At 31.3% G+C, this 20274-nt stretch carries 22 protein-coding genes; 9 read left to right on the forward strand and 13 right to left on the reverse strand.

Features of this window, described 5'->3' with window-relative positions:
- Positions 1 to 8 precede the first annotated feature (8 nt).
- The 3 genes from ANASTE_RS07960 (at position 9) to ANASTE_RS07970 (ending at position 2077) form a co-directional block, all read left to right on the forward strand.
- The gene (locus tag ANASTE_RS07960; protein WP_007050487.1) at positions 9 to 326 is read left to right on the forward strand and encodes a hypothetical protein; all 318 of its coding nucleotides are present in this window, start codon (positions 9 to 11) and stop codon (positions 324 to 326) included.
- Entirely contained in the window at positions 327 to 1466 is a 1140-nt protein-coding gene (locus ANASTE_RS07965; RefSeq protein WP_007050488.1) for an amidohydrolase family protein, read from the forward strand. It abuts the gene before it with no gap.
- 125 nt (positions 1467 to 1591) lie between these two features.
- On the forward strand, positions 1592 to 2077 hold the full coding sequence (locus ANASTE_RS07970; RefSeq protein WP_007050489.1) for an HD domain-containing protein: 486 nt from the start codon (positions 1592 to 1594) through the stop codon (positions 2075 to 2077).
- An 80-nt stretch (positions 2078 to 2157) separates the two neighbouring features.
- On the opposite strand, the gene ANASTE_RS07975 is transcribed toward ANASTE_RS07970, so the two are convergent.
- From ANASTE_RS07975 to ANASTE_RS07995, 5 genes are all read right to left on the reverse strand, one after another.
- Positions 2158 to 2844, reverse strand: coding sequence for a DUF2461 domain-containing protein (locus ANASTE_RS07975; protein ID WP_007050490.1), 687 nt, complete (start codon positions 2842 to 2844; stop codon positions 2158 to 2160).
- Between the two features lie 10 nt (positions 2845 to 2854).
- Entirely contained in the window at positions 2855 to 3691 is an 837-nt protein-coding gene (locus ANASTE_RS07980) for an RNA polymerase sigma factor (protein WP_039945384.1), read from the reverse strand.
- Positions 3692 to 3838: 147 nt separating this feature from the next.
- A complete protein-coding gene (gene pcrA / locus ANASTE_RS07985; protein ID WP_007050492.1) occupies positions 3839 to 6064 on the reverse strand; it encodes a DNA helicase PcrA in 2226 nt (741 codons plus the stop codon).
- Positions 6064 to 7407, reverse strand: a complete 1344-nt coding sequence (locus ANASTE_RS11490; RefSeq protein WP_007050493.1) for a sensor histidine kinase — start codon at positions 7405 to 7407, stop codon at positions 6064 to 6066. The genes pcrA and ANASTE_RS11490 overlap by 1 nt, the downstream gene beginning before the upstream one ends.
- The gene (locus ANASTE_RS07995; protein WP_007050494.1) at positions 7400 to 8080 is read right to left on the reverse strand and encodes a response regulator transcription factor; all 681 of its coding nucleotides are present in this window, start codon (positions 8078 to 8080) and stop codon (positions 7400 to 7402) included. Before ANASTE_RS07995 ends, ANASTE_RS11490 begins: the two co-directional genes overlap by 8 nt.
- A gap of 144 nt (positions 8081 to 8224) precedes the next feature.
- Here ANASTE_RS07995 and ANASTE_RS11965 point away from each other — a divergent pair, with 144 nt between their 5' ends.
- Positions 8225 to 8395, forward strand: a complete 171-nt coding sequence (locus tag ANASTE_RS11965; RefSeq protein ID WP_007050495.1) for a hypothetical protein — start codon at positions 8225 to 8227, stop codon at positions 8393 to 8395.
- A gap of 98 nt (positions 8396 to 8493) precedes the next feature.
- Here the strand turns inward: ANASTE_RS11965 and metA are convergent, their stop codons facing one another.
- On the reverse strand, positions 8494 to 9438 hold the full coding sequence (metA, locus tag ANASTE_RS08000) for a homoserine O-acetyltransferase MetA (protein WP_007050496.1): 945 nt from the start codon (positions 9436 to 9438) through the stop codon (positions 8494 to 8496).
- Positions 9439 to 9521: 83 nt separating this feature from the next.
- Entirely contained in the window at positions 9522 to 10808 is a 1287-nt protein-coding gene (locus ANASTE_RS08005) for an O-acetylhomoserine aminocarboxypropyltransferase/cysteine synthase family protein (RefSeq protein WP_007050497.1), read from the reverse strand.
- Positions 10809 to 11036: 228 nt separating this feature from the next.
- On the opposite strand from ANASTE_RS08005, the gene ANASTE_RS08010 reads away from it, so the two are divergent.
- The gene (locus ANASTE_RS08010) at positions 11037 to 11417 is read left to right on the forward strand and encodes a desulfoferrodoxin family protein (RefSeq protein WP_007050498.1); all 381 of its coding nucleotides are present in this window, start codon (positions 11037 to 11039) and stop codon (positions 11415 to 11417) included.
- Positions 11418 to 11547: 130 nt separating this feature from the next.
- Positions 11548 to 12162 carry a DUF4878 domain-containing protein gene (locus ANASTE_RS08015; RefSeq protein ID WP_007050499.1) on the forward strand — a complete coding sequence of 205 codons (615 nt, stop codon included), beginning with the start codon at positions 11548 to 11550 and terminating at the stop codon, positions 12160 to 12162.
- Positions 12163 to 12187: 25 nt separating this feature from the next.
- Here ANASTE_RS08015 and ANASTE_RS08020 read toward each other — a convergent pair whose 3' ends face one another.
- The 6 genes from ANASTE_RS08020 to ANASTE_RS08045 form a co-directional block, all read right to left on the reverse strand.
- The gene (locus ANASTE_RS08020; RefSeq protein WP_007050500.1) at positions 12188 to 14254 is read right to left on the reverse strand and encodes an ABC transporter permease; all 2067 of its coding nucleotides are present in this window, start codon (positions 14252 to 14254) and stop codon (positions 12188 to 12190) included.
- Positions 14244 to 15011 (reverse strand): ABC transporter ATP-binding protein, encoded by a 768-nt coding sequence (locus tag ANASTE_RS08025; RefSeq protein WP_007050501.1) that lies wholly within the window; start codon positions 15009 to 15011, stop codon positions 14244 to 14246. The genes ANASTE_RS08020 and ANASTE_RS08025 overlap by 11 nt, the downstream gene beginning before the upstream one ends.
- Before the next feature lie 12 nt (positions 15012 to 15023).
- Positions 15024 to 15500, reverse strand: coding sequence for a hypothetical protein (locus ANASTE_RS08030; protein ID WP_007050502.1), 477 nt, complete (start codon positions 15498 to 15500; stop codon positions 15024 to 15026).
- A gap of 148 nt (positions 15501 to 15648) precedes the next feature.
- Positions 15649 to 16665: a sensor histidine kinase gene (locus ANASTE_RS08035; protein ID WP_007050503.1), complete on the reverse strand. Its 1017-nt coding sequence runs from the start codon at positions 16663 to 16665 to the stop codon at positions 15649 to 15651.
- Positions 16662 to 17327, reverse strand: coding sequence for a response regulator transcription factor (locus tag ANASTE_RS08040; protein WP_007050504.1), 666 nt, complete (start codon positions 17325 to 17327; stop codon positions 16662 to 16664). The genes ANASTE_RS08035 and ANASTE_RS08040 overlap by 4 nt, the downstream gene beginning before the upstream one ends.
- 114 nt (positions 17328 to 17441) lie before the next feature.
- A complete protein-coding gene (locus ANASTE_RS08045; RefSeq protein ID WP_007050505.1) occupies positions 17442 to 17915 on the reverse strand; it encodes a GNAT family N-acetyltransferase in 474 nt (157 codons plus the stop codon).
- A 291-nt stretch (positions 17916 to 18206) separates the two neighbouring features.
- Here ANASTE_RS08045 and plsX point away from each other — a divergent pair, with 291 nt between their 5' ends.
- The 3 genes from plsX to rnc all read left to right on the forward strand — a co-directional run bounded on the left by plsX (position 18207) and on the right by rnc (position 20269).
- The gene (gene plsX, locus ANASTE_RS08050; RefSeq protein ID WP_007050506.1) at positions 18207 to 19193 is read left to right on the forward strand and encodes a phosphate acyltransferase PlsX; all 987 of its coding nucleotides are present in this window, start codon (positions 18207 to 18209) and stop codon (positions 19191 to 19193) included.
- 61 nt (positions 19194 to 19254) lie between these two features.
- A complete protein-coding gene (gene acpP / locus ANASTE_RS08055) occupies positions 19255 to 19479 on the forward strand; it encodes an acyl carrier protein (protein ID WP_007050507.1) in 225 nt (74 codons plus the stop codon).
- Positions 19480 to 19585: 106 nt separating this feature from the next.
- Positions 19586 to 20269, forward strand: coding sequence for a ribonuclease III (rnc, locus tag ANASTE_RS08060; RefSeq protein WP_007050508.1), 684 nt, complete (start codon positions 19586 to 19588; stop codon positions 20267 to 20269).
- Positions 20270 to 20274 lie beyond the last annotated feature (5 nt).

Genomic DNA, 20274 nt, shown 5'->3' on the forward strand with positions numbered 1-20274 from the left:
GTTAAAATATGATTGACGTTTTATTGGTATCAAACGGAAACAAAGATGATGTTGAAAATATTAAAGAAAAAATTTATAATTTAGGAGAAGACTTTTTTATAGAAAGTAACATAATAGCAGTCGATAGTATGGAGGCAGAAAACATAAATTTTGATTATGATTTTGCTGTTACGCTGGATAGTAAAGTAGTCTTAGATAAAAAAACAATTGACGCAACTTCTATATTATTAGACAGAGCAGGGGAAAAAACAGAAAAAGATATTCAAAATCAGCTTTTAAAAGCAAGAGCAACACATAAAAGACAAAAAGAAAGTCAGGAGAAGTAAATGGTATATGATATTATCATTGAAAACGGAACATTAATCGATCCGTTATATAATATACATCAAAAAGGAAACATTTATATCATTAATGATAAAATAGTATCTCCACCGAAAGATAACGAAAAAATAGAGTATAAACAAAAGATAGATGCATCCGGACATTATGTAATTCCCGGACTTGTAGAAAATCATACACACATATATAACGGAGGCGGAGATCCGAATTTAAATGCAGATGTAATAATGCTCCCCAGCGGAGTAACTTCCGCTATAGATCAAGGTTCTTCGGGGTGGTCTAACTTTAATTTATTCTTTAAAAGCATCATTATGAGCTCTATGATGAACATAAAATGCTATTTAAACGTCTCTAATTCAGGGCTTATTACAGAAGATTACTTTGAAAACATAGACCCAAAATATTTCAATAAAGAAATGCTTAAATTTTATACAAAGAAATATAAAGATACTATCATCGGACTTAAAATCAGATTATGCAGAGACTCAATAAAAGACATGGGTTTAAAACCTCTTGAAAAAACAATAGAACTTGCAGAAGAATTAAATCTTCCGGTTTCAGTACATATAAAAGATTTAGATGAAATAAAAGAAGCCGCTAATATGCTGAGAAAAGGTGATATTTGGGTCCACATGTATCAACAAACTGGACCTACCATATTGGATAATCAAGGTAAAGTAATAAACGAAGTTCTAAAGGCTAAAGAAAGAGGCGTTTTATTCGACGTAGCAAGCGGAAGGGGAAGCTTCTCCTTTGACACCATAAATAAAGCATTTAAATGTGGTTTAAAACCCGATTTACTCGGTACGGATTTAGTTGCTTATAATGTATATCAAAGACCTATATTTTCCATACCTTATACCATGTCTATATATTTAAATCTTGGTATGAGTATAGATGAACTACTAAAAATATGTATAAAAAATCCGGCTGAACAAATGAATCTAAGCGGAAAAATCGATACTTTAAAAGAAAATACAACCGCAGATATATGTATTATGGAAATCAAAGAAAAAGATATAACATTCAATGATAAATATGGCGGCCGTTTAAATGGAAGCAGACTTATCGTTCCAAAGATGACAATAAAAGACGGAAAGGTAGTTTACAGAAATATAGAATTTTGATTATATATTTTAAATCGTTTAAAAAGAACTCAATTAGAGTTCTTTTTTTATTATAATAATATTTAAAATTGATTAATAAATACATAAATGATAAAATTATTTAAATAAAAACATAGGAAAAAGTCATGAAACAAGAATTATTGATAAATGAAATGATTAACTACAACAAAAACGATCCAAAAAGAATTCAGCATTTTATTAAAGTACACTCTTTTGCAAAAACTATCGGAGTACTTGAACATTTGGATAAAGAAACTTTATTTACATTGGAAACTGCGGCCATTACACACGATATAGGAATAAAATTAAGTGAAGAAAAGTACGGAAAATGCACAGGAAAAATGCAGGAACAGGAAGGACCGCCCGAAGCCAGAGAACTTCTTACGAAACTTGATTATGAAAGCAAAATCATTGAAAGAGTCTGTTATCTTATAGGACATCATCATACATATACTGATATAAATGGATTAGATTATCAAATTTTGGTCGAAGCAGACTTCCTTGTAAATATTTATGAAGATAACTTAAAAGAAGAAAGCATAAAAAATATTAAAAATAAAATTTTTAAAACAAAATCAGGAATAGATATATTATGTAATATATATCTTTAAAATATAAAAAAATTATAAATATTATTGATTGAAAGTTATAAAGACAGGATTTTATATATCCTGTCTTTTTTTATAAACACTTATCTTTTTGGCATTTCAAAATCTACCAATGCTTTATTCAAATAGTCATTAAAAGGCTTCATCAGTTTAAATTTTTCTGCTGCATTTTTTATAAACGCTTTACTGTCTATGAAGTCATGGTCACTTATAGGATATTCTATGAACCAGCTTTTATGTTTAAGGAATTCTCCGTAAGGATGTTCCTTATCATATCCGGCTGGAACATTTTTAAGTTTTACTCCGCACATTTTAAAATTATTTTTAAAATCAGGGTCATTTGTTATTTCAGTTAATTCTTTTCCGTTTTTATCTATATATGCTCTTACCATATTTGTAGCTTCTTTAAACATATCGGCGAATAATCCTCCGCCTAAAAATGCAGTATTGTCACAGCCGATATAAATATAATATCCCACAGGAATAGGAAGCTTACCTTTAGAAGATATATGAGCTCTGAATACGGGATTATAAGGAGATTTATCTTTGCTGAATCTCGTATCCCTAACCATTTTAAATGTTAAATCCTTTGGATCGTTACATAAAATACTCTGATCGAATTTACCTATTTCAATTATTAATTCCTGTATTAATTTTTCAAATTCACTCTTGGCTTCAAGTCTCTCTTCTTTGTGTGCATGATACCATTCTTTATTATTATTTTCTTTAAGTTCCTTTATAAAATTCAAAATTTTCTTTGTGTCTACCATTATATTTCTCCTAGTATTCTTTAATCTTTTTCATGTGTTTTGAAGTGACCAAATCCGTAATAAAAGATTTAACATCAATATTTGAATTATATTTTGGTAAATCTTCAAAAACCGAAATCTTTTCGTCAAAAACTTCCATTGATTTCATATAATCTTCCAAAATATCTTCACTTAACGTTTCAAGTCTTGAATACTCCAAATCCTTTGGATTTAACCTATGCTGTTTCACCGCATACCCAACTCTTCTTTCGCAATTACAGCATCCTGTTTTGCTTAGACCGCAGTATTCACTTAAAAACTTGGACATTTTCTTTCTTGAGCGATGAAGTATTTGCCTATAATTTTCAGGTGTCATATCAAGGATTTCTCCCGCTATTTTACTGTCAACACCAAACATAGTCCCGATAATAAAAACACATCTGCTTTTAGCATCCAAGCATTGAAGCATTACATTTGTACATGATAATTTAAGCTCTTTTGAAAGCTCATTTTTATCTCCCTCAAAAATAATCTCGTCATCCACATATCCCGCTTTGATATCATCTGCATAGTATTCAAAACTTAAAGGATATTTATAAAACATGGATTTCTTATAATCTAATAGATAATTAACAGCAATCCTGTAAACCCATGTTTTAAATGAAGATAGTTTTTTAAATGAAGCCAGGTTTAACATGACTTTTATAAGTATATCCTGAGTAGCGTCTTCCGCATCATGTATCGTTCCCAACATTCTTAGAGAAAGATTGAATACAAAATCGTTTACCTCCGATAAAATAAGTTCCAAATCCTTGCTGTTGCCCTCTATAGCAGAATCAATCAGCTCGTTGATTTCTTTATTTTCCATATCGTTTCCTCCTTTCATATAATTAGACTCTTTTTATTTTAAAATGTGACACATAATAAGAAAATTTTTTACTTTTTTAAATATTTATATATAAAATTAAAAACCATATTAAAACCCTAAAGAGTTTAAAATATGGTTTTATTTATATTATTGAACTTTTTTGAATTTTGCTATACCCGCCATAAATTTCTTTATACCGATTTCAGGAAATGCTGCGGTTACTTTTGCATCTTCACCGCTTCCGTCAACTCCCACAACCGTGCCTACTCCCCATGCACTATGATCTATTTTATCTCCTGGATTTAAATCAACATCGGAAAAACTGTTGTTCTGCTTAAATAAATTCTCTGTCTTTTTTGGAGATTGCTTATATGGGTCATATATTCTTTTTATGGAGCTTTTTAATAATTCTTTTTCTTTATTGCTTTCTTTGATAACATTTGTCCCTTCGATCAATTCATCGGGAACTTCAAGTAAAAATCTTGAAGGATTTCTGTATTCGTTTCTTCCGTAGACTCTTCTGCTTTCAGCGGAAGACATATAAAGCTGTTTTCTGGCTCTCGTTATACCAACATAGCAAAGCCTTCGCTCTTCTTCCATTTCGCTGTCTTCATTTACGGCTCTGTAAGTAGGGAAGAGGTTTTCTTCCATTCCCGGCATAAATACGATGTTGAATTCAAGACCTTTTGCATTATGCAAAGTCATTAATAATACTTTTGAGCTATCTTCATCATAAGAATCGACTCCCGCAACCAAAGCCGCATTTTCAAGGAACGCTTCCAATGTATTTTCTTCTTCGTTGCTTTCGAAATCCCCTGCGGCATTTACAAGCTCATCAAGGTTTTCAAGTCTGTTTGAAGCATTTTCTACTTTACCTTCTTTAAGCATTTCTTCATATCCGCTTAAATGAATGGTGTTTATTACTATATCCATAAGTCCGTTATTTTCCGGAAGCCTTCTGATTTCTTCAATGGTATCTCTAAAGTTCATCAGCTTTTCTTTTATGGCTCCTTTGAATAAAGGGGAAGAGTCTATATGCTTTATTACTTCATACATCGATGTACCTTTCATAAAAGCATAATCTTTGATTTTTTCCACACTTGCTGGACCGATGCCTCTTTTAGGCGTATTTATCACCCTTATCAAAGCAAGGTCATCCTGAGGATTAACTATAAGTTTTAAATAAGCAAGGATATCTTTGATTTCCATACGGTCATAGAACTTCGTTCCAGCAACTATTTGATAAGGTATGTTTCTTCTCATGAGTCCTTCTTCAAGCATACGAGACTGAGCATTGGTCCTGTATAATATGGCAATATCACTGTATGGGATACCATGATATTCATTTAAACAAAATATTTCCCTGGAAATAAGCGACGATTCTTCAAGGTCACTGTTTGCATTCAAATATTTTATTTTTTCTCCTTCGTCATTATCGGTAAATAATGTTTTCCCCATTCTTCTTTGATTATGCTCAATTACTCCGTTCGCCGCATTTAAAATATTCTTTGTACACCTGTAATTTTGTTCGAGTCTTATAACTGCCGCATCCTCAAAGTCTTCTTCAAACTCTAAGATATTCCTGATGGACGCTCCTCTCCAGCCGTATATACTTTGATCGTCATCACCGCACACACATATATTCCTGTGATCTTCCGCAAGCTTACTGACTATAGCATACTGAGAAAGGTTAGTATCCTGATACTCGTCAACCAATATGTATTTAAATCTATTTTTATATTTATTAAGTACTTCCGGACATTTCGCAAATAATATGTTCATATTTAATAATAAATCATCGAAGTCCATTGCGTTTGAACTTAATAATCTCTTTTGATACTCTGCGTAAATCTGTGCTATCCTGGCTTCGGTATAGCCTCCTTCAAAATCATCATGCTCTTCCAAATAATCATCACTGGTTTCTAAATTATTCTTAAGTAATGATATTTGGGATTTAACACCCTCTACCGGGAATTCCTTATCAGAAATATCCAAGTCCTTTAATATCGACTTAACGACTCTTTTAGTGTCATCATCATCATAAATAGAAAAGTTACTTGTAAATCCTAAATTATGTCCTTCTATCCTTAATATCCTTGCACAGATAGAGTGAAAAGTACCCATCCAAATATCGGACGTAAAAGGTATCCCCATACTATCTATTCTTTCTCTCATTTCTCCAGCCGCTTTATTTGTAAAGGTAAGAGCAAGTATCTCCCAAGGTTTTGCATAACCGTTCTCGATTATATAAGCTATTCTATGTATTATCGTCCTTGTCTTACCGCTTCCCGCGCCGGCAAGTATTAAAAGAGGACCGTCCACACATGTGACTGCCTCTTGCTGTTTTTCATTTAACATGCTTAGTAAATCCATTATTCTGTCTCCTCATATGAAATTAAAGGTAAAGCTATTATAACATCAGTTCCTTTATCTTCAATGCTTTCTATATTTATAGTTCCATTTAAATTTTCCACTATCCATTTTGCAATAGGAAGCCCCAGGCCGCTTCCGTTTTCTCTTCTGCTTCTGGCTTTATCGATTCTGTAAAATCTTGTAAAGACCTTTTCTATTTCATCTTTCTTCATTCCTATACCTTGGTCTTTTACTTTTATTACAACGCTATTTTTGTTTAAATTGACTTTAACGGTAATCATGATCTGAGTTTTATCTTCAGAGTATTTTATTGCATTATCCAAAAGTATCATCATTAACTGAGTAAACTTGTCTTCATCAATATTCACTTTTACTCTATTGTAAGGACAGGACATATAAACTCTTATTTCCCGCTTTACGGCAATAGGCTCGATTTTTTCAATAGCTTCTTTTATAAGATGAACTATATCATGTTCTTTGTTATTAAAAGGTATCTCATTTAAATCAGCTTTGGATAATATCAGTAAATCTCCCACCATTTTATCCATTCGCTTGATTTCACTTTTAGCATAATCTATCCATACTTCCTGAGACTTGATCGTTTCATCTTCGTTTGACTCAATCAATTCAAGATTTGTCTTTATAACTGCAATAGGGGTTCTAAGTTCATGTGACGCATCTGCAATAAACTGTCTTTGATTATCCATATTTTCTTTTATCGGGACCAAAGCTTTATCGGCAGTATAAAAACCTCCGAGAAGAGATGCAACCACACCAAAAATAACAGTTAATGCCAATATATACAAAAGAGTATTCAAAGTAGCATTTTCCGACCTATTATCTTCAGCTATCAATATAAGCTGCATATTCCCCTCATTATCGGTAATAAGGGTTGTACATGTTCTGTAAGATATTTTGCTGTCTTCATAATCGGAAAAGACATATATTCCATCCTGCTCTTTAACTTCTGTATGTGAAGCATTTACATCGGCAAAATAAAGAGTTGCAATTTTAGCTAATTTTTTCTTACTGATTTTAAACTTACTCGAAGAAAAAATAGGTTTCATTTCATTGTTAAAAAATATCAATTTACATTTTTCATTATTTAATTTTTCCTTAAAGTAACTAAGCTCCTGATTATAAGATAAATCATTTTCGATGCTTTGAAAATCACTCTTTGAAAATCTTTTTGACTGATATACAAGATTTAACAGTTCATTATCCGAAGTATTTGAAAAAGAATAGGAAGAAAACACATAAATAAAAGTAGTCACCATAATCAAGATGACTAATAAAACAAAAGTATTCGTTAAAATAAGTTTATTTTTTATCTTATTAAGCATTATCCTTTTCCTTTAAAGTATATCCGAGCCCTCTGTTTGTGACTATTTTAACATCCGCATCACTGCCTAATTTCTTTCTTAAATAATGAATATATATTTCAACGCTGTTATCTATCGCATAACTGTCGATACCCCATACTTTATCCAAAATATAATCTTTAGAAAGCACATTATCTTTATTTTTCATCAAAGTCTCAAGCAAGTTAGCTTCTTTTTTTGTTAAAGTTTCTTCTCTGTCTCCGATACTTAAAGAAGCATTATTGACATTCAAACTTACGTTACCGATATGAAGTACCTCTTCTGTGATACTTCCCGAACCTCTTCTTGATAAAGCTTTTATCCTGGCAATAAGTTCCTTTGTATCAAAAGGTTTTGTAAGATAATCATCTGCACCTAAATTAAGTCCCTTAACTCTGTCATCAATATTATCCAGAGCAGTTAAAAGAAGTATTGGCGTATTATTATGTTCTTCTCTTAAAGTCTTTAGTATGGTAAACCCGTCTATCTCGGGTAACATTATATCAAGAACGATAACATCATAAACAGGTTTTCTGGCTAACATCAGCCCTGAAGTACCATCAGCGACAGTATCGGCAAGTATTTTATTTTTTTCTAAAAGTGCTACAAGAGGAAGGGCTAAATTCACTTCATCTTCTATAATAAGTACTCTCATAATATTAATTCCTTTCTGTTTTATATATTATAGTTCATTAGCTAAAAATAAACAATTTTTTTTGATATTTTTAATTTTTTAAGGTAATTTAAAGGTTCGGCGAATATACTTCTTAATCATAAGGAAAAAAGGAGTGTTTTTAATATGAAATGTCCTTACTGTTCAAATAAAGATATGGGAAAAATTGGCAGAAAAAAATATTTTTGCAGCAACTGTTTTTCTGAAATAGTTGTAAGTTCAAATAAATTTAAAGTGATTTCTTTAAATGAAAAGGGAATAGCGAAAGTAGTTAAAACTTGCTCAATATCTGATTAGCATAGATTTGGAAGAACAAAAGTTAAACCCCTCAGACTTTTGATTTCTCTCACAACTAAAATAAAAAACGACCGCAGACGGTCGTTTTTTATTTTTAATTATTCATTAACCCCAAATTCTTTATCTATTTGGTTTAACTTTTCTAGATCAAACGGTGTTGTTTGATAAACATGATAGTTAAGCCAGTTTGAAAATAATAAATTTCCGTGAGCTTTCCACCTTACTATAGGTTTTTTTGTATCATCATCATTCGGAAAATAGTTTTTCGGAACTTTCGGATTAAGTCCTTTTGCTTTATCTCGTTCATATTCCTTTTTTAATGTATTGGGATCATATTCACTATGACCGAATACAAAAATTTTTCTTTGATCTTTACTTACCAATAAGTATGCTCCTGCTTCTTTACTGGAAGCAACTATTTCCAAATCATCTATTTTTTTGATGTCTTTTATCCTGCACTGAGTATGTCTGGAATGAGGTGCATAAAAAACATCATCAAATCCTCTTACTATAGGTCTTCTTCTGACTATTTTATGTTCAAATATTCCGAACATCTTCTCAGGCAAATCTTTTTTATCTATTCCGTAATAGTGCTTTAATGCAGCCTGTGCCCCCCAGCAAATAAACATTGTAGAAAAAACATTTTTATCGGCAAAATCAAATATTTCCTGAAGTTCTTCCCAGTAATTTACATCGTCAAACTCCAATTTTTCTACGGGTGCTCCCGTTATTATCATACCATCGTATTTTTTATATTTTATATCATCAAAGTTTTTATAGAAAGCCTTTAAGTGATTATGTGAAGTGTTTTTACTGGTATGAGACTTCATATTTATCAAGTCGACTTTAACTTGAAGAGCAGTGTTACTTATAAGTCTAAGTAATTGTGTTTCCGTGACTATTTTCGTGGGCATTAAATTTACTATTGCAAGTTCAAGAGGTCTTATATCCTGGCTTTTGGCTCTCTCTTCATGCATAACAAAGATATTTTCTCTATCAAGCTGCTTAGATGCAGGCAAATCTTTTGGTATTATAACAGCCATAATTCAATCCTCTTTTCTACTACTGAAATTACTATTTTTTTATTTATTCTTAAAATTTCTGATACTATATTTCTTACCTTAAATTAAACCAATTCCAGAGCTTTTGCTAAATCTGTCTTGATATCTTCAACGTCTTCTATACCCACGGACAGTCTTATCAAATCAGGCTGAACACCTGCTTCAATCAATTCCTGATCATTCATTTGACGGTGAGTATGGCTTGCGGGATGAAGAACCGAAGTTCTGGCGTCCGCAACATGAGTGACAATAGCGGCAAGTTCCAAATTATCCATCATTTTAACTGACGCATCTCTTCCGCCTTTTAACCCGAATGATATTACTCCGCAGGTCCCGTTCGGCATATATTTCTTAGCCAGTTCATAGTATTTATTTCCCTTGAGTCCCGCATAATTGACCCAAGCAACCTTTTCATGCTCAGACAAAAATTCTGCAATCGCCAATGCATTTTCGCAGTGTCTCTTCATTCTCAAATGAAGTGTTTCAAGTCCTATATTTAAGAGAAAAGCATTTTCGGGAGATTGTATCGAACCGAGATCACGCATCAATTGTGCCGTTGCCTTGGTAATATAAGCTCCTTTTCCAAACCTCTCGGTATAAATAAGTCCATGATATGTAGGGTCGGGTGTCGTAAGTCCCGGGAATTTATCTTTATAAGCGTCCCAGTCAAAATTTCCGCTGTCGACTATACAACCGCCTACAGTTGCCGCATGTCCGTCCATATATTTGGTGGTTGAATGTGTTACTATATCCGCACCCCATTCAAAAGGTCGACAGTTGATAGGTGTCGGGAAAGTATTATCAATAATAAGCGGAACTCCATGCTCATGTGCCGCCTCAGCAAATTTTTCTATATCCAATACTACAAGTGCCGGATTTGCGATAGACTCTCCCACAACTGCTTTTGTATTTTCCTTAAATGCTTTATCAAGTTCTTCTTTGCTTATATCCGGGTCCACAAAAGTACACTCTACTCCCATTTTCCTTATAGTATGGGCATAGAGGTTATATGTACCACCATATACGGCAGACGAACAAATAATATGGTCTCCCGCTTCCGCGATATTCATAACCGCATAGAAATTTGCTGCTTGCCCCGAAGAAGTAAGCATTGCAGCTTCGCCTCCCTCAAGTTCACAAATTTTTTGAGCTACCATATCGTTTGTTGGGTTTTGAAGCCTTGTATAAAAATAGCCCTCAGCTTCTAGATCGAAAAGTTTTCCCATTTCTTCGCTTGTACCGTATTTAAAGGTCGTCGATTGTATTATAGGAAGTATTCTGGGCTCACCGCTTTTAGGCTGATATCCGCCCTGAACACACTTAGTTCCCTGCCTTTTATTTTTAATATCCATTTTTAATTTCTCCTAACTGAATTAAGTTAAATTTAATGGTATCAAATATTTTGTTATAAGTAAATATATTAATTATCATTTAGAAATAGATTTTAGCTATAACCAGTTATAATTTGATCATTTAAAAAATTTTATCGAAAATATAAAATTACTTTTAAATGCAAAAATAAAGTATAAATTTTGATTCAAGTTAACAAAATAATAGTAGAAAAAATTAGGAGGATAATAATGGAACAAAAATTTTATTTATGTAAACACTGTGGAAATATCATTACTTTTGTAAGAAATATGGATGTACCTGTTATATGCTGCGGAGAAAAAATGGAAGAAATAAAACCGGGAGTAAAAGATGCTGCCGTTGAAAAACATATTCCGGTCGTAGCAGTTGAAGGAAATAAAGTAGAAGTATTCATCGGTGAAGTTGAACATCCAATGGTGGATGAACATTATATAGAATGGATTACCTTGGAAACAGAAAAAACAAATCAAATCACTCACTTAAAACCGGGAGATAAACCAAAAGCGGAATTTGCTATCCCTGAAGGCGATAAAGTGATTTCGGCTCATGAATATTGTAATCTACACGGATTATGGAAAAAAGAACTGTAGTAAAAAAATCTCTTCATATGAGGAGATTTTTTATTTTACATAATAGTATAAAACAGTAAAAATAATAATTTGATTGAGTTTTCTTTAATTATTTTTTATAATATTAATATAAAACTAAAGGGGAAATAAAATGAAAAATGTAAAAAAATTGACCGGTTTTATTTTGAGTATTTTAATGCTCGTGTCTTTGAGTGCATGCGGCGGACAGTCACCGGATAAAGCGGTAAGTGAATATTTGGATGCACTTAAAACTTACGATGCCGAAACACTTAAAAACTATGAAGATGTATTAGACAGTGTGGATAAAAATCTAAGCAGTTTTTTAGATGAAAAGGACAAGGATAAAGTAGACAAAGAAAGTCAGGAAATAGCTAAAAAAATATTATCTAATCTATCTTACGAAATCGTATCTACTAAAGACAATGGAGATACTGCCACAGTAAAAGTAAAAATAACGAATAAGGACTTTGGCAGCGGAATGAAAACATTTTTTACCGATATGTTCGCATATGCTCTATCTCATTTAGATGCGTCAGAAGATGAAATGAATAAATACGTTGAAAAGAAACTAAATACAATGATTGACGATGCGGTTAAAAGCTCTACAACAGTTACAAATGAAGTAACAGTAACTTTAAACAAGAAAGACGATAAGTGGGTAATAAAACAAAATGATAAATTATCAAATGCTATTTTAGGTAATCTCCTTGATAGCTTAAATGATTTATCTGATTCATTCAAGTAAATAAAAAGAGGCATAAGCCTCTTTTTTAATTTTCTTTGATTATATTTTTGCTTGAGAAGTAAGTCAATAAGAAATATCCTCCGTAAATCAATATTATTACTACAGATGTTGCGATAATAGAAGGAAGTATATTCATATGACCTATTGTACTTAATACATAATCTGCAAATTGAAGTCCGAATATTGAATGAACGACAGCAAGCAATAACGGAAGTATGAAAAATATCCCGATTTGAGCGAATAAAGCTTTATTTATCATGCCCTCACTCGTACCTATTTTTCTTAATATGGAATATCTGTCTTTATTATCCGCACTTTCCGAAAGTTCTTTTAAAGCTAAGATTGCAGCCGATGTAATAAGGAATATGATACCGAGATATATCCCGATAAACGTCACCGTAGCGCCAAGTCCTTTAGAAGATTCGATATTTGTAATCCTCGTCCTTCCATTTATCTGAATGGCATAATCTTTTACATCTTTGAATTTACTGTTTTCTTCCAAATCTTTTAACATCTTTTCTTCAAAAGTTATTTTATCTCCCTTAGAAGAAACGGAGTAGTTTGAATTTGCATAACTTTTTTCTATCCAACTCGTTTTAAGATTTGCACTATCCGGAAGTACTATGATCCCGGTATTTATAGACTGTATACTATCTTCTATAAAACCATCAATACATTTTTCATTTACGGGAGTATAAGATTTTCCACCTATACTTATTTCGGTTCCGCTTTTAAGTGCCTTATCACGATATACCTTTATGTTATCGTAATCACATATTACCGCATACTCTTTATCATTCAATTTGATTTGTTCATTTCCGAATAGTTTAGCGATTTTATTATAATCCGACAATTTCATGATTTCTTCAGCAGTACCATACTTAATACCCGGAAAATCTTTTTCCATTTCTTTAATCTGATTTTTTAAAGTATCCTTCATCGTTAATTCATTTGTTGCATAAGTATATGTTTCGGTATAGTTTTTAAAATCTTTATTGATATCATAACCCAATTCATTTAATATCTCTTTAACGCTTTTTTGGGAGTAATCAATCGCAGCCTCAGTGTATTTACCGTTATCCGGCAAATTCATAGTCTTGCTTATCGTCATATCGACCGGATTATACTTATCTAAATTATAAGTCAATGAACTATTCATCGCCAGTCCGGATGAAAGCATACCTATGGTTGTAAATAACATTAAGCATATAATGCTCATAGATATTACCGTAGTGTTTATCTTCGAGTCTATTTGTTTAAGTACGAACATATTTAAATTTTTATAATATAACCTCTTATTCGATTTCACGAGTTTTAATATAAAACCTGACAGTGAAAAGAAGAAGAGGAATGTAGCGACCGAACCGATAGCAATATATATAATAATATCGTTTTGATTTAACCCGTCTACCCCCGCAGTGACTTTATAATAAGAAAATCCCAACATTATTATAGATATTATAAATACAATTACGGATACAATCGGATTTCTCATTTTGATTTTTTCCGATTTTCTGCTTGCCATCAATAAATCAATGAGTTTATATTTTGATATTGCAAAGGTATTAAATACCATTACGCATAAATACATAACCGAGAAATATATTACCGTTTTTATTATAGCAGCGCTTGATAATACAAAATGAAAGTTACTCATATCTGCTTCAAACATATTAGCAACTATAATAGACATAAACTGCGAAGCGAATACTCCTAATACTAATCCTACAGCCAAAGATATGATACCAATAAATAAGGTTTCCAAGAATAATATTTTGGATAACTGTCCTTTTCCCATCCCCAGAGTCAAATAAATACCAAATTCTTTTTTCCTTCTTTTTATCAAGAAGTTATTTGCATATATTACCAAAAACCCGAGTATGACGGATATAAAAACCGATAATCCGGATAACATATCGATCATGAGTTTAACTACGTCATAAGATGATTTTGAAAAATTCATCATAGGTTCCTGTGCATCCATAGAGTTAAATATATAGAATACAGCTACCCCAAGTATCAATGTCATAAAATATATGGCATAATCCTTAAAACTTTTCTTTATATTCTTAATCGATAATTTAAATAACATCGTTTAGTTCACCTCCAAGAAGCGTAACTACTTCGATAATTTTATTAAAGAACTCTTTTCTGGAGCTGTCTCCTCTTACAATTTCATTGAATATCTTGCCGTCTTTAATAAAGAGTATCCTTCTGGCTTGTGATGCTGTAAAGGCATCATGTGTTACCATCAAAATAGTAGCACTTAATTTTTCATTCAGTAAATCTAAACTTGACAAAAGCATCTTCGCGGATTTTGAATCGAGAGCCCCTGTAGGTTCATCCGCAAGGATCAATTTAGGATTGGTAATTATTGCTCTTGCGCATGCAACTCTTTGCTTTTGTCCTCCTGACATTTCATAAGGATATTTGTTAAGTACTTCTGTTATGCCGAGTGCTTTTGCAACATTTTTTACTCTTCTCTCTATATCGTTAGGTTTGATCTTTTGTATAGTTAAAGCAAGGGCTATATTCTCAAAAGCAGTCAAAGTATCAAGCAAATTAAAGTCCTGGAATATGAAACCAAGTCTGTTTCTTCTGAATTCATTTAACTGTTTACCTTTTAAATTAGTAATATTGATATCACCGACAAAAATATCTCCGCTTGTAACTTTATCTATGGTAGATATAACATTTAAAAGCGTTGTTTTACCGCTTCCGCTGGAACCCATTATCGCAACGAATTCACCCTTTTCTACTTCAAAACTTATATCCTCTATAGCCTTTGTTAAATTACTCTTATTCCCATAATATTTTTCAATATTTTCAACTTTTAATACTCTTTCCATAATAAATCTCCTTTAAATTTCCTTTGATATTAGATTTAGTGAGCCGCTAAAATGATCACCTATAAATCCTATATAAAAATCCCCATCGTATACGGTTATATTGATTTCCCCGCTTTCAAAGCCTGCACCTTCAAATAAATTGATGGTTTTAACTTCTCCGTTGTTTTTACAAACTAATTTACCTCTTCCTTTATCAACACTGACTTTATAAATCAGACTGATTTTCTCTTTTGGTCTGTTAACTTTGCAAGAGCCAAATAAAACTTCAGTATTATGAAAATCATTATAATTACATTCATAAGTCCCTATGTTGTAATTTTTTCCCAAAAATCTCTTACCAACCAAGTCATTATCTTTTGTAAGAGCATTCTTTCCAAATGTTTCAATAATATCATTGTACTTATTTATTACTTTATCTTTATTTATGCTGCAGCCTACCAATAACAGTGAAATCGAACAAATAAGTACCAGTGCAACTTTTTTCTTCATTTTATCTCCCTCCTTTTAATCAAATTATAGAAGAAGATATTTTTTTCATCCATTGATTTATATTACATAACCTTACAGTTTTGTAAGATTTAAATTCAGTATAAAAATTGATCTATTATATAAATAAAAAAACAGACATATGTCTGTTTTATTTTACCTCATCTATAAGAGAACTCAAAGGAAAAGTGATTATAACCACGGTTTTAGCATTTTCCTGGGAAAGTATATCTATTTTATGATATAAGTTGTCGCAAAGGGTCTTACAAAGATATAACCCCATACCCGTAGACTTATATGTTTTTCTTCCGTTGGTTCCGGTAAATCCTTTTTCAAATACCTTACCAAGCTCACTTTTGTTTATCCCTATCCCATTATCCTCTATATAAAGCTCTATCCCGTCTTTCTTCTTTATGGAATAAATCCATATTTTAGGTTTTTCACCTTTTGAATATTTAATACTATTTATTATTATTTGATTTATAATGAACTCAAGCCATTTACTATCGCTGTTTACCTCTACATCAAGGTCATTCATATATAAGCTTATATGCTTATTAAGAAAATCCTTTTTATTCCTAAGCACCGCTTTCTTTACTATATCTTCCAGCTTGACTCTTTTTATTATATAATCTTTTTCAACGTTTTTACTTCTCGCATAATATAAAACCTGTTCAACGAGATTATCTATTTTATTTAACTCTTCGTCTATACTATCCGTTACTTCATTATTATTATTTGCTATTATCATTTTAGAAGTGGAGATTGGAGTTTTTATTTCATGACACCAAAGTTCTATGTAATCTTCCAGGTCATGATTTTTTCTTTTATATAAATTAACATATTCATTCATTGATTTATCGATATCATAAATCGTATCATTTAAAATCCTGCCCTCTATAAAATTAGGATTTCTGATAAATTCACTTATTAAATATTTCTTATCCAAATTAGCCAAGTTTTTCTCAAGTCTGTTATAAAAATCTCTTTTTCTGTAAAATTCATAACCGAAAGAAATAACCGGGATTACAAATGTCAAAACCAATATATTTACTTTCAGCGAGCTGTTGACTTTAAATATATTAAGCAGAAACAGGCTTATTAAAAATAAACCTACATACAACATTATATTTACGAACTTGTCCCTTAAAAAATCTTTTAGCTTCATGATATTATGTATCCCTGTCCTCTTTTTGTCTCAATAAAATTTTTAAGCTCCACACTTTCAAGCTTTTTTCTAAGCCTATTGATATTTACGGTTAGAGTATTATCATCAACAAATTCATTATTATCCCATAAATAATCCATAAGCTCGTCTCTTGATACTATTCTAGACTTATTTTTTAGAAGAAAATGTAATATTTTAAGTTCATTTTTACTTAAATCGATTTCTTTATCATTATATGAAAAAGTACTTTTTGAAATATTTAATTTAAGTCCGTTATAAAATATAACATCACTGAAATTTTTATTTACTCTTTTTAAGAGTGCTTCTATCCTTGCTATTAAAATCCTCGGATTATATGGTTTTGTAACATAGTCATCTGCTCCGTAATTGATACTTAAAAGCTCGTCCATCTCATTATTTCTGCTCGTAAGCATTATTATAGGTATATCCGAAGATTTTCTGACTTCTTTACAAATATATTCACCGTCAATACCCGGAAGCGTTATATCAAGAAGGATAAGATCGGCATTACCTGCCAGGATAATATCCACACTATGCTTAAAATCCAAAATCTCACTGACTTCATAGCCATTATTTTTCAAATATAATGTTAATTCACCTCTGAGTTTATTATCGTCTTCGACTACAAGTATACGTGACATTATCTTCTCCTTAAACTTTATTTTATATTTATATAATACTTAAGTTAATCATAACTTAAAATTTCATTAATGAATAGTTAATTTAATAAAAAAGTAATCAAATACAACAGTTGATTACTTTTCAAATATAAATCTCGGATTCTTTAGATCCAAAACCATAAATATATCCGCAAATTCATTGTTGTTATATTTTTTTGTGACTTTAAAACCTATTTTTTCATATAGCGATATCGCTCTTTTACTGTTAGATAATGTATCCAGATACATTTCGTCATAGCCGAGATCTATAGCTATTTTTATTACTTTTGATAATAATTCAAACCCTATGGATTTACCATAATAATCCTTAAAAATATATAGAGATTTTAATTCACATTTTTTATTATTCAATTTTTTGATACCGACAGTACCTATTATCATCTTATTATCGAACATACATAAAAAACAATCAAAATATCTATTTATATCTTTATACATTTTATATCGTCCGTCAATATCTAAAGTCCTTCCCGATTCAGGAAGACATTTATATAAAAATCCTATTAGAGAATCGTGATAAGTCTTGTTATATTCGTTTAAATTCAACATGATAATCTCCGCATAATAAATTAATTTAGTAAATAAAATATAGTCAATATATTTTATAATTATTTTTTATTATATCATATAAGGATTTTATAATTATTAATTATATAATTCATTAAAATATTTATTTCATATTATATTATTTTTTACGCATAATATCCTATAAAGTAAAGTCGGAAAGCTGGAAAACAAGCCATAATTATGATATAATCCGGTTTAGATATTAATTTTATTTAAAATTATTTAAATAAAATTAAATCTTTAAGTGAAAATATTATATAAAGAGGTATAAATATGATATATGTAGATGCCTTCGGGGGAGATTATGCTCCCGACGCAATGGTCAAAGGAGCTGTACTTGCAGTTCAAGAATTTAACAGAGAAATCACATTGGTAGGTCATGAAGAAAAAATCAAAGAAGTATTTGATAAAAATAACCTAAGTATGGATAAAATAAGTATTATCCATGCACCGGAAGAAATCACCTGTCATGATGAAAGTGCGTTGGCTATAAGAAGAAAAAAACAATCTTCGCTGGTAGTTGCCGCAAATTTAATAAAAGAAGACCGTAACAGCGTTCTTGTAACGGCGGGAAGTACGGGAGCCGTCCTTTCGGCAGGAGTCCTCGTTACGGGAAGAATAAAAGGAGTAAAAAGACCGGCACTCGGAGCTGTCCTTCCTGCAAGAAAGAAGCCAATCCTCCTTATGGACTGCGGAGCCAATGCAGATTGTACCAGCGAATATATAAAGCAGTTTGCTTCAATGTCAAGTATTTATATGAAATACGTTATGGGAGTTGAAAATCCAAAAGTCGCCCTTGCAAATATAGGAAGCGAAGAAGAAAAAGGAAATAAATTATACAAAGAAGCTCATCAAGTATTAAAAGAAACAGAAGATATAAATTTCGCAGGAAATATGGAAGGCACAGAAATTATGAACAGCGATAATGATGTAATAGTATGTGACGGATTTACCGGAAATATTATCCTAAAAACAATCGAAGGTATGGGAAACTTGATGAAGGACATACTAAAAGATGTTTTCTATACGAATACAAAGACAAAACTAAGTTATGTCCTTACAAAAAATGTATTAAACAAAGAAATGGCTAAATTATCATCCAAGAGATACGGCGGAGCACCTCTTCTCGGAGTAAACGGAGGTATCATTAAAGCCCATGGTAATTCTGATGAAACGGCATTTAAAAATGCAATCGGACAAGCCATAAAATTTGAAGAAAATGAAGTTTTAGAAAAAATTAAAAATATCTATGCTAAATAAGGAATATATGATATAAGTATATATATAATAATCTATAAATACGTATGGAGGAATATCATCAATGATTTTTGAAAGAGTTAGAGATATTATCATTAAGCAGTTAGAGGTAAATGAAGACATAGTTAAAATGGAAACTTCTTTTACAGATGATTTAGATGTTGATTCACTTACACTGATCGAACTAATCGCAGATTTTGAAGATGAATTCGGCATTGAAATCGAAGAAGATAAGTTAGAAGACATGAAGACTGTTAAAGATGTAGTTGATTATTTAGAAGCATTATAAAATAAATAAAAATAGAAAAAGGGCTCCTTATAAGGGAGCCTTAAACTATTTAAAAAATTGAAGGAATGATTTCTGTGATTTTTTACATAGTTTATGAGGTAGAAAAATGGAGATTGAAAGATTAGAACAAAAATTAGGATATGAATTTAAAGATAAAGAACTGATAAAAGTTGCTCTTACTCACTCATCAAAAAGCAACGAAAATAAAACTTTACAAAACAATGAAAGATTGGAATTTCTAGGAGATGCGGTGCTTGATTTATGCGTAGGTGCATATCTTTATAAAACCCTTCCGGGTAAAAAAGAAGGCGTTCTTACAAAGCTCAGAGCACTGATAGTCTGTGCAGACTCTTTATTCAGCGCATCGGATAAATTAGACCTGGGAGAGTTTATAATGTTAGGGAAAGGTGAAATGCACAGCGGAGGCAAATACAAAAAAAACATAATAGCGGACTGTTTCGAAGCCGTGCTCGGAGCAATTTATTTAGACAGCGATTATGAAAAAGTTAGCACCATCGCACTTACTTTATTATCGGATGTAATAAAAAAAGCAATAAGTGGAAATTTAACTTATGATTATAAGACACTGCTTCAGGAATATATACATTCAAAAAATATAAAAGATTTCAGTTATGAACTCGTTCAAATAAAAGGTCCTGAACACGACCAGATATTTACTTCAAAAGTAATAATAAATAATAAAGACATGGGACAAGGCGAAGGTAAAAACAAAAAAGAATCGGAACAGCATGCAGCTTTAAACACACTAAAAAAACTTAAACTGATTTAGGCGGT

The organism is Anaerofustis stercorihominis DSM 17244 (genome assembly GCF_000154825.1).
Lineage (GTDB): Bacteria > Bacillota > Clostridia > Eubacteriales > Anaerofustaceae > Anaerofustis > Anaerofustis stercorihominis.

Excerpts from the sequence above, each read along its gene's own strand:
- ANASTE_RS11965 (WP_007050495.1), top strand. The coding sequence starts at position 8,225 with ATGAAATGTCCTTACTGTTCAAATAAAGATATGGGAAAAATTGGCAGA.
- ANASTE_RS07995 (WP_007050494.1), bottom strand. The coding sequence starts at position 8,080 with ATGAGAGTACTTATTATAGAAGATGAAGTGAATTTAGCCCTTCCTCTT.
- ANASTE_RS08015 (WP_007050499.1), top strand. The coding sequence starts at position 11,548 with ATGAAAAATGTAAAAAAATTGACCGGTTTTATTTTGAGTATTTTAATG.
- ANASTE_RS08025 (WP_007050501.1), bottom strand. The coding sequence starts at position 15,011 with ATGGAAAGAGTATTAAAAGTTGAAAATATTGAAAAATATTATGGGAAT.
- ANASTE_RS07980 (WP_039945384.1), bottom strand. The coding sequence starts at position 3,691 with ATGGAAAATAAAGAAATCAACGAGCTGATTGATTCTGCTATAGAGGGC.
- pcrA (WP_007050492.1), bottom strand. The coding sequence starts at position 6,064 with ATGGATTTACTAAGCATGTTAAATGAAAAACAGCAAGAGGCAGTCACA.
- rnc (WP_007050508.1), top strand. The coding sequence starts at position 19,586 with ATGGAGATTGAAAGATTAGAACAAAAATTAGGATATGAATTTAAAGAT.
- ANASTE_RS08005 (WP_007050497.1), bottom strand. The coding sequence starts at position 10,808 with ATGGATATTAAAAATAAAAGGCAGGGAACTAAGTGTGTTCAGGGCGGA.
- ANASTE_RS08035 (WP_007050503.1), bottom strand. The coding sequence starts at position 16,665 with ATGAAGCTAAAAGATTTTTTAAGGGACAAGTTCGTAAATATAATGTTG.
- ANASTE_RS07960 (WP_007050487.1), top strand. The coding sequence starts at position 9 with ATGATTGACGTTTTATTGGTATCAAACGGAAACAAAGATGATGTTGAA.
- acpP (WP_007050507.1), top strand. The coding sequence starts at position 19,255 with ATGATTTTTGAAAGAGTTAGAGATATTATCATTAAGCAGTTAGAGGTA.
- ANASTE_RS08030 (WP_007050502.1), bottom strand. The coding sequence starts at position 15,500 with ATGAAGAAAAAAGTTGCACTGGTACTTATTTGTTCGATTTCACTGTTA.
- ANASTE_RS07975 (WP_007050490.1), bottom strand. The coding sequence starts at position 2,844 with ATGGTAGACACAAAGAAAATTTTGAATTTTATAAAGGAACTTAAAGAA.
- ANASTE_RS11490 (WP_007050493.1), bottom strand. The coding sequence starts at position 7,407 with ATGCTTAATAAGATAAAAAATAAACTTATTTTAACGAATACTTTTGTT.
- ANASTE_RS07965 (WP_007050488.1), top strand. The coding sequence starts at position 327 with ATGGTATATGATATTATCATTGAAAACGGAACATTAATCGATCCGTTA.
- ANASTE_RS08020 (WP_007050500.1), bottom strand. The coding sequence starts at position 14,254 with ATGTTATTTAAATTATCGATTAAGAATATAAAGAAAAGTTTTAAGGAT.
- metA (WP_007050496.1), bottom strand. The coding sequence starts at position 9,438 with ATGGCTGTTATAATACCAAAAGATTTGCCTGCATCTAAGCAGCTTGAT.
- ANASTE_RS08010 (WP_007050498.1), top strand. The coding sequence starts at position 11,037 with ATGGAACAAAAATTTTATTTATGTAAACACTGTGGAAATATCATTACT.
- ANASTE_RS08040 (WP_007050504.1), bottom strand. The coding sequence starts at position 17,327 with ATGTCACGTATACTTGTAGTCGAAGACGATAATAAACTCAGAGGTGAA.
- ANASTE_RS07970 (WP_007050489.1), top strand. The coding sequence starts at position 1,592 with ATGAAACAAGAATTATTGATAAATGAAATGATTAACTACAACAAAAAC.
- ANASTE_RS08045 (WP_007050505.1), bottom strand. The coding sequence starts at position 17,915 with ATGTTGAATTTAAACGAATATAACAAGACTTATCACGATTCTCTAATA.
- plsX (WP_007050506.1), top strand. The coding sequence starts at position 18,207 with ATGATATATGTAGATGCCTTCGGGGGAGATTATGCTCCCGACGCAATG.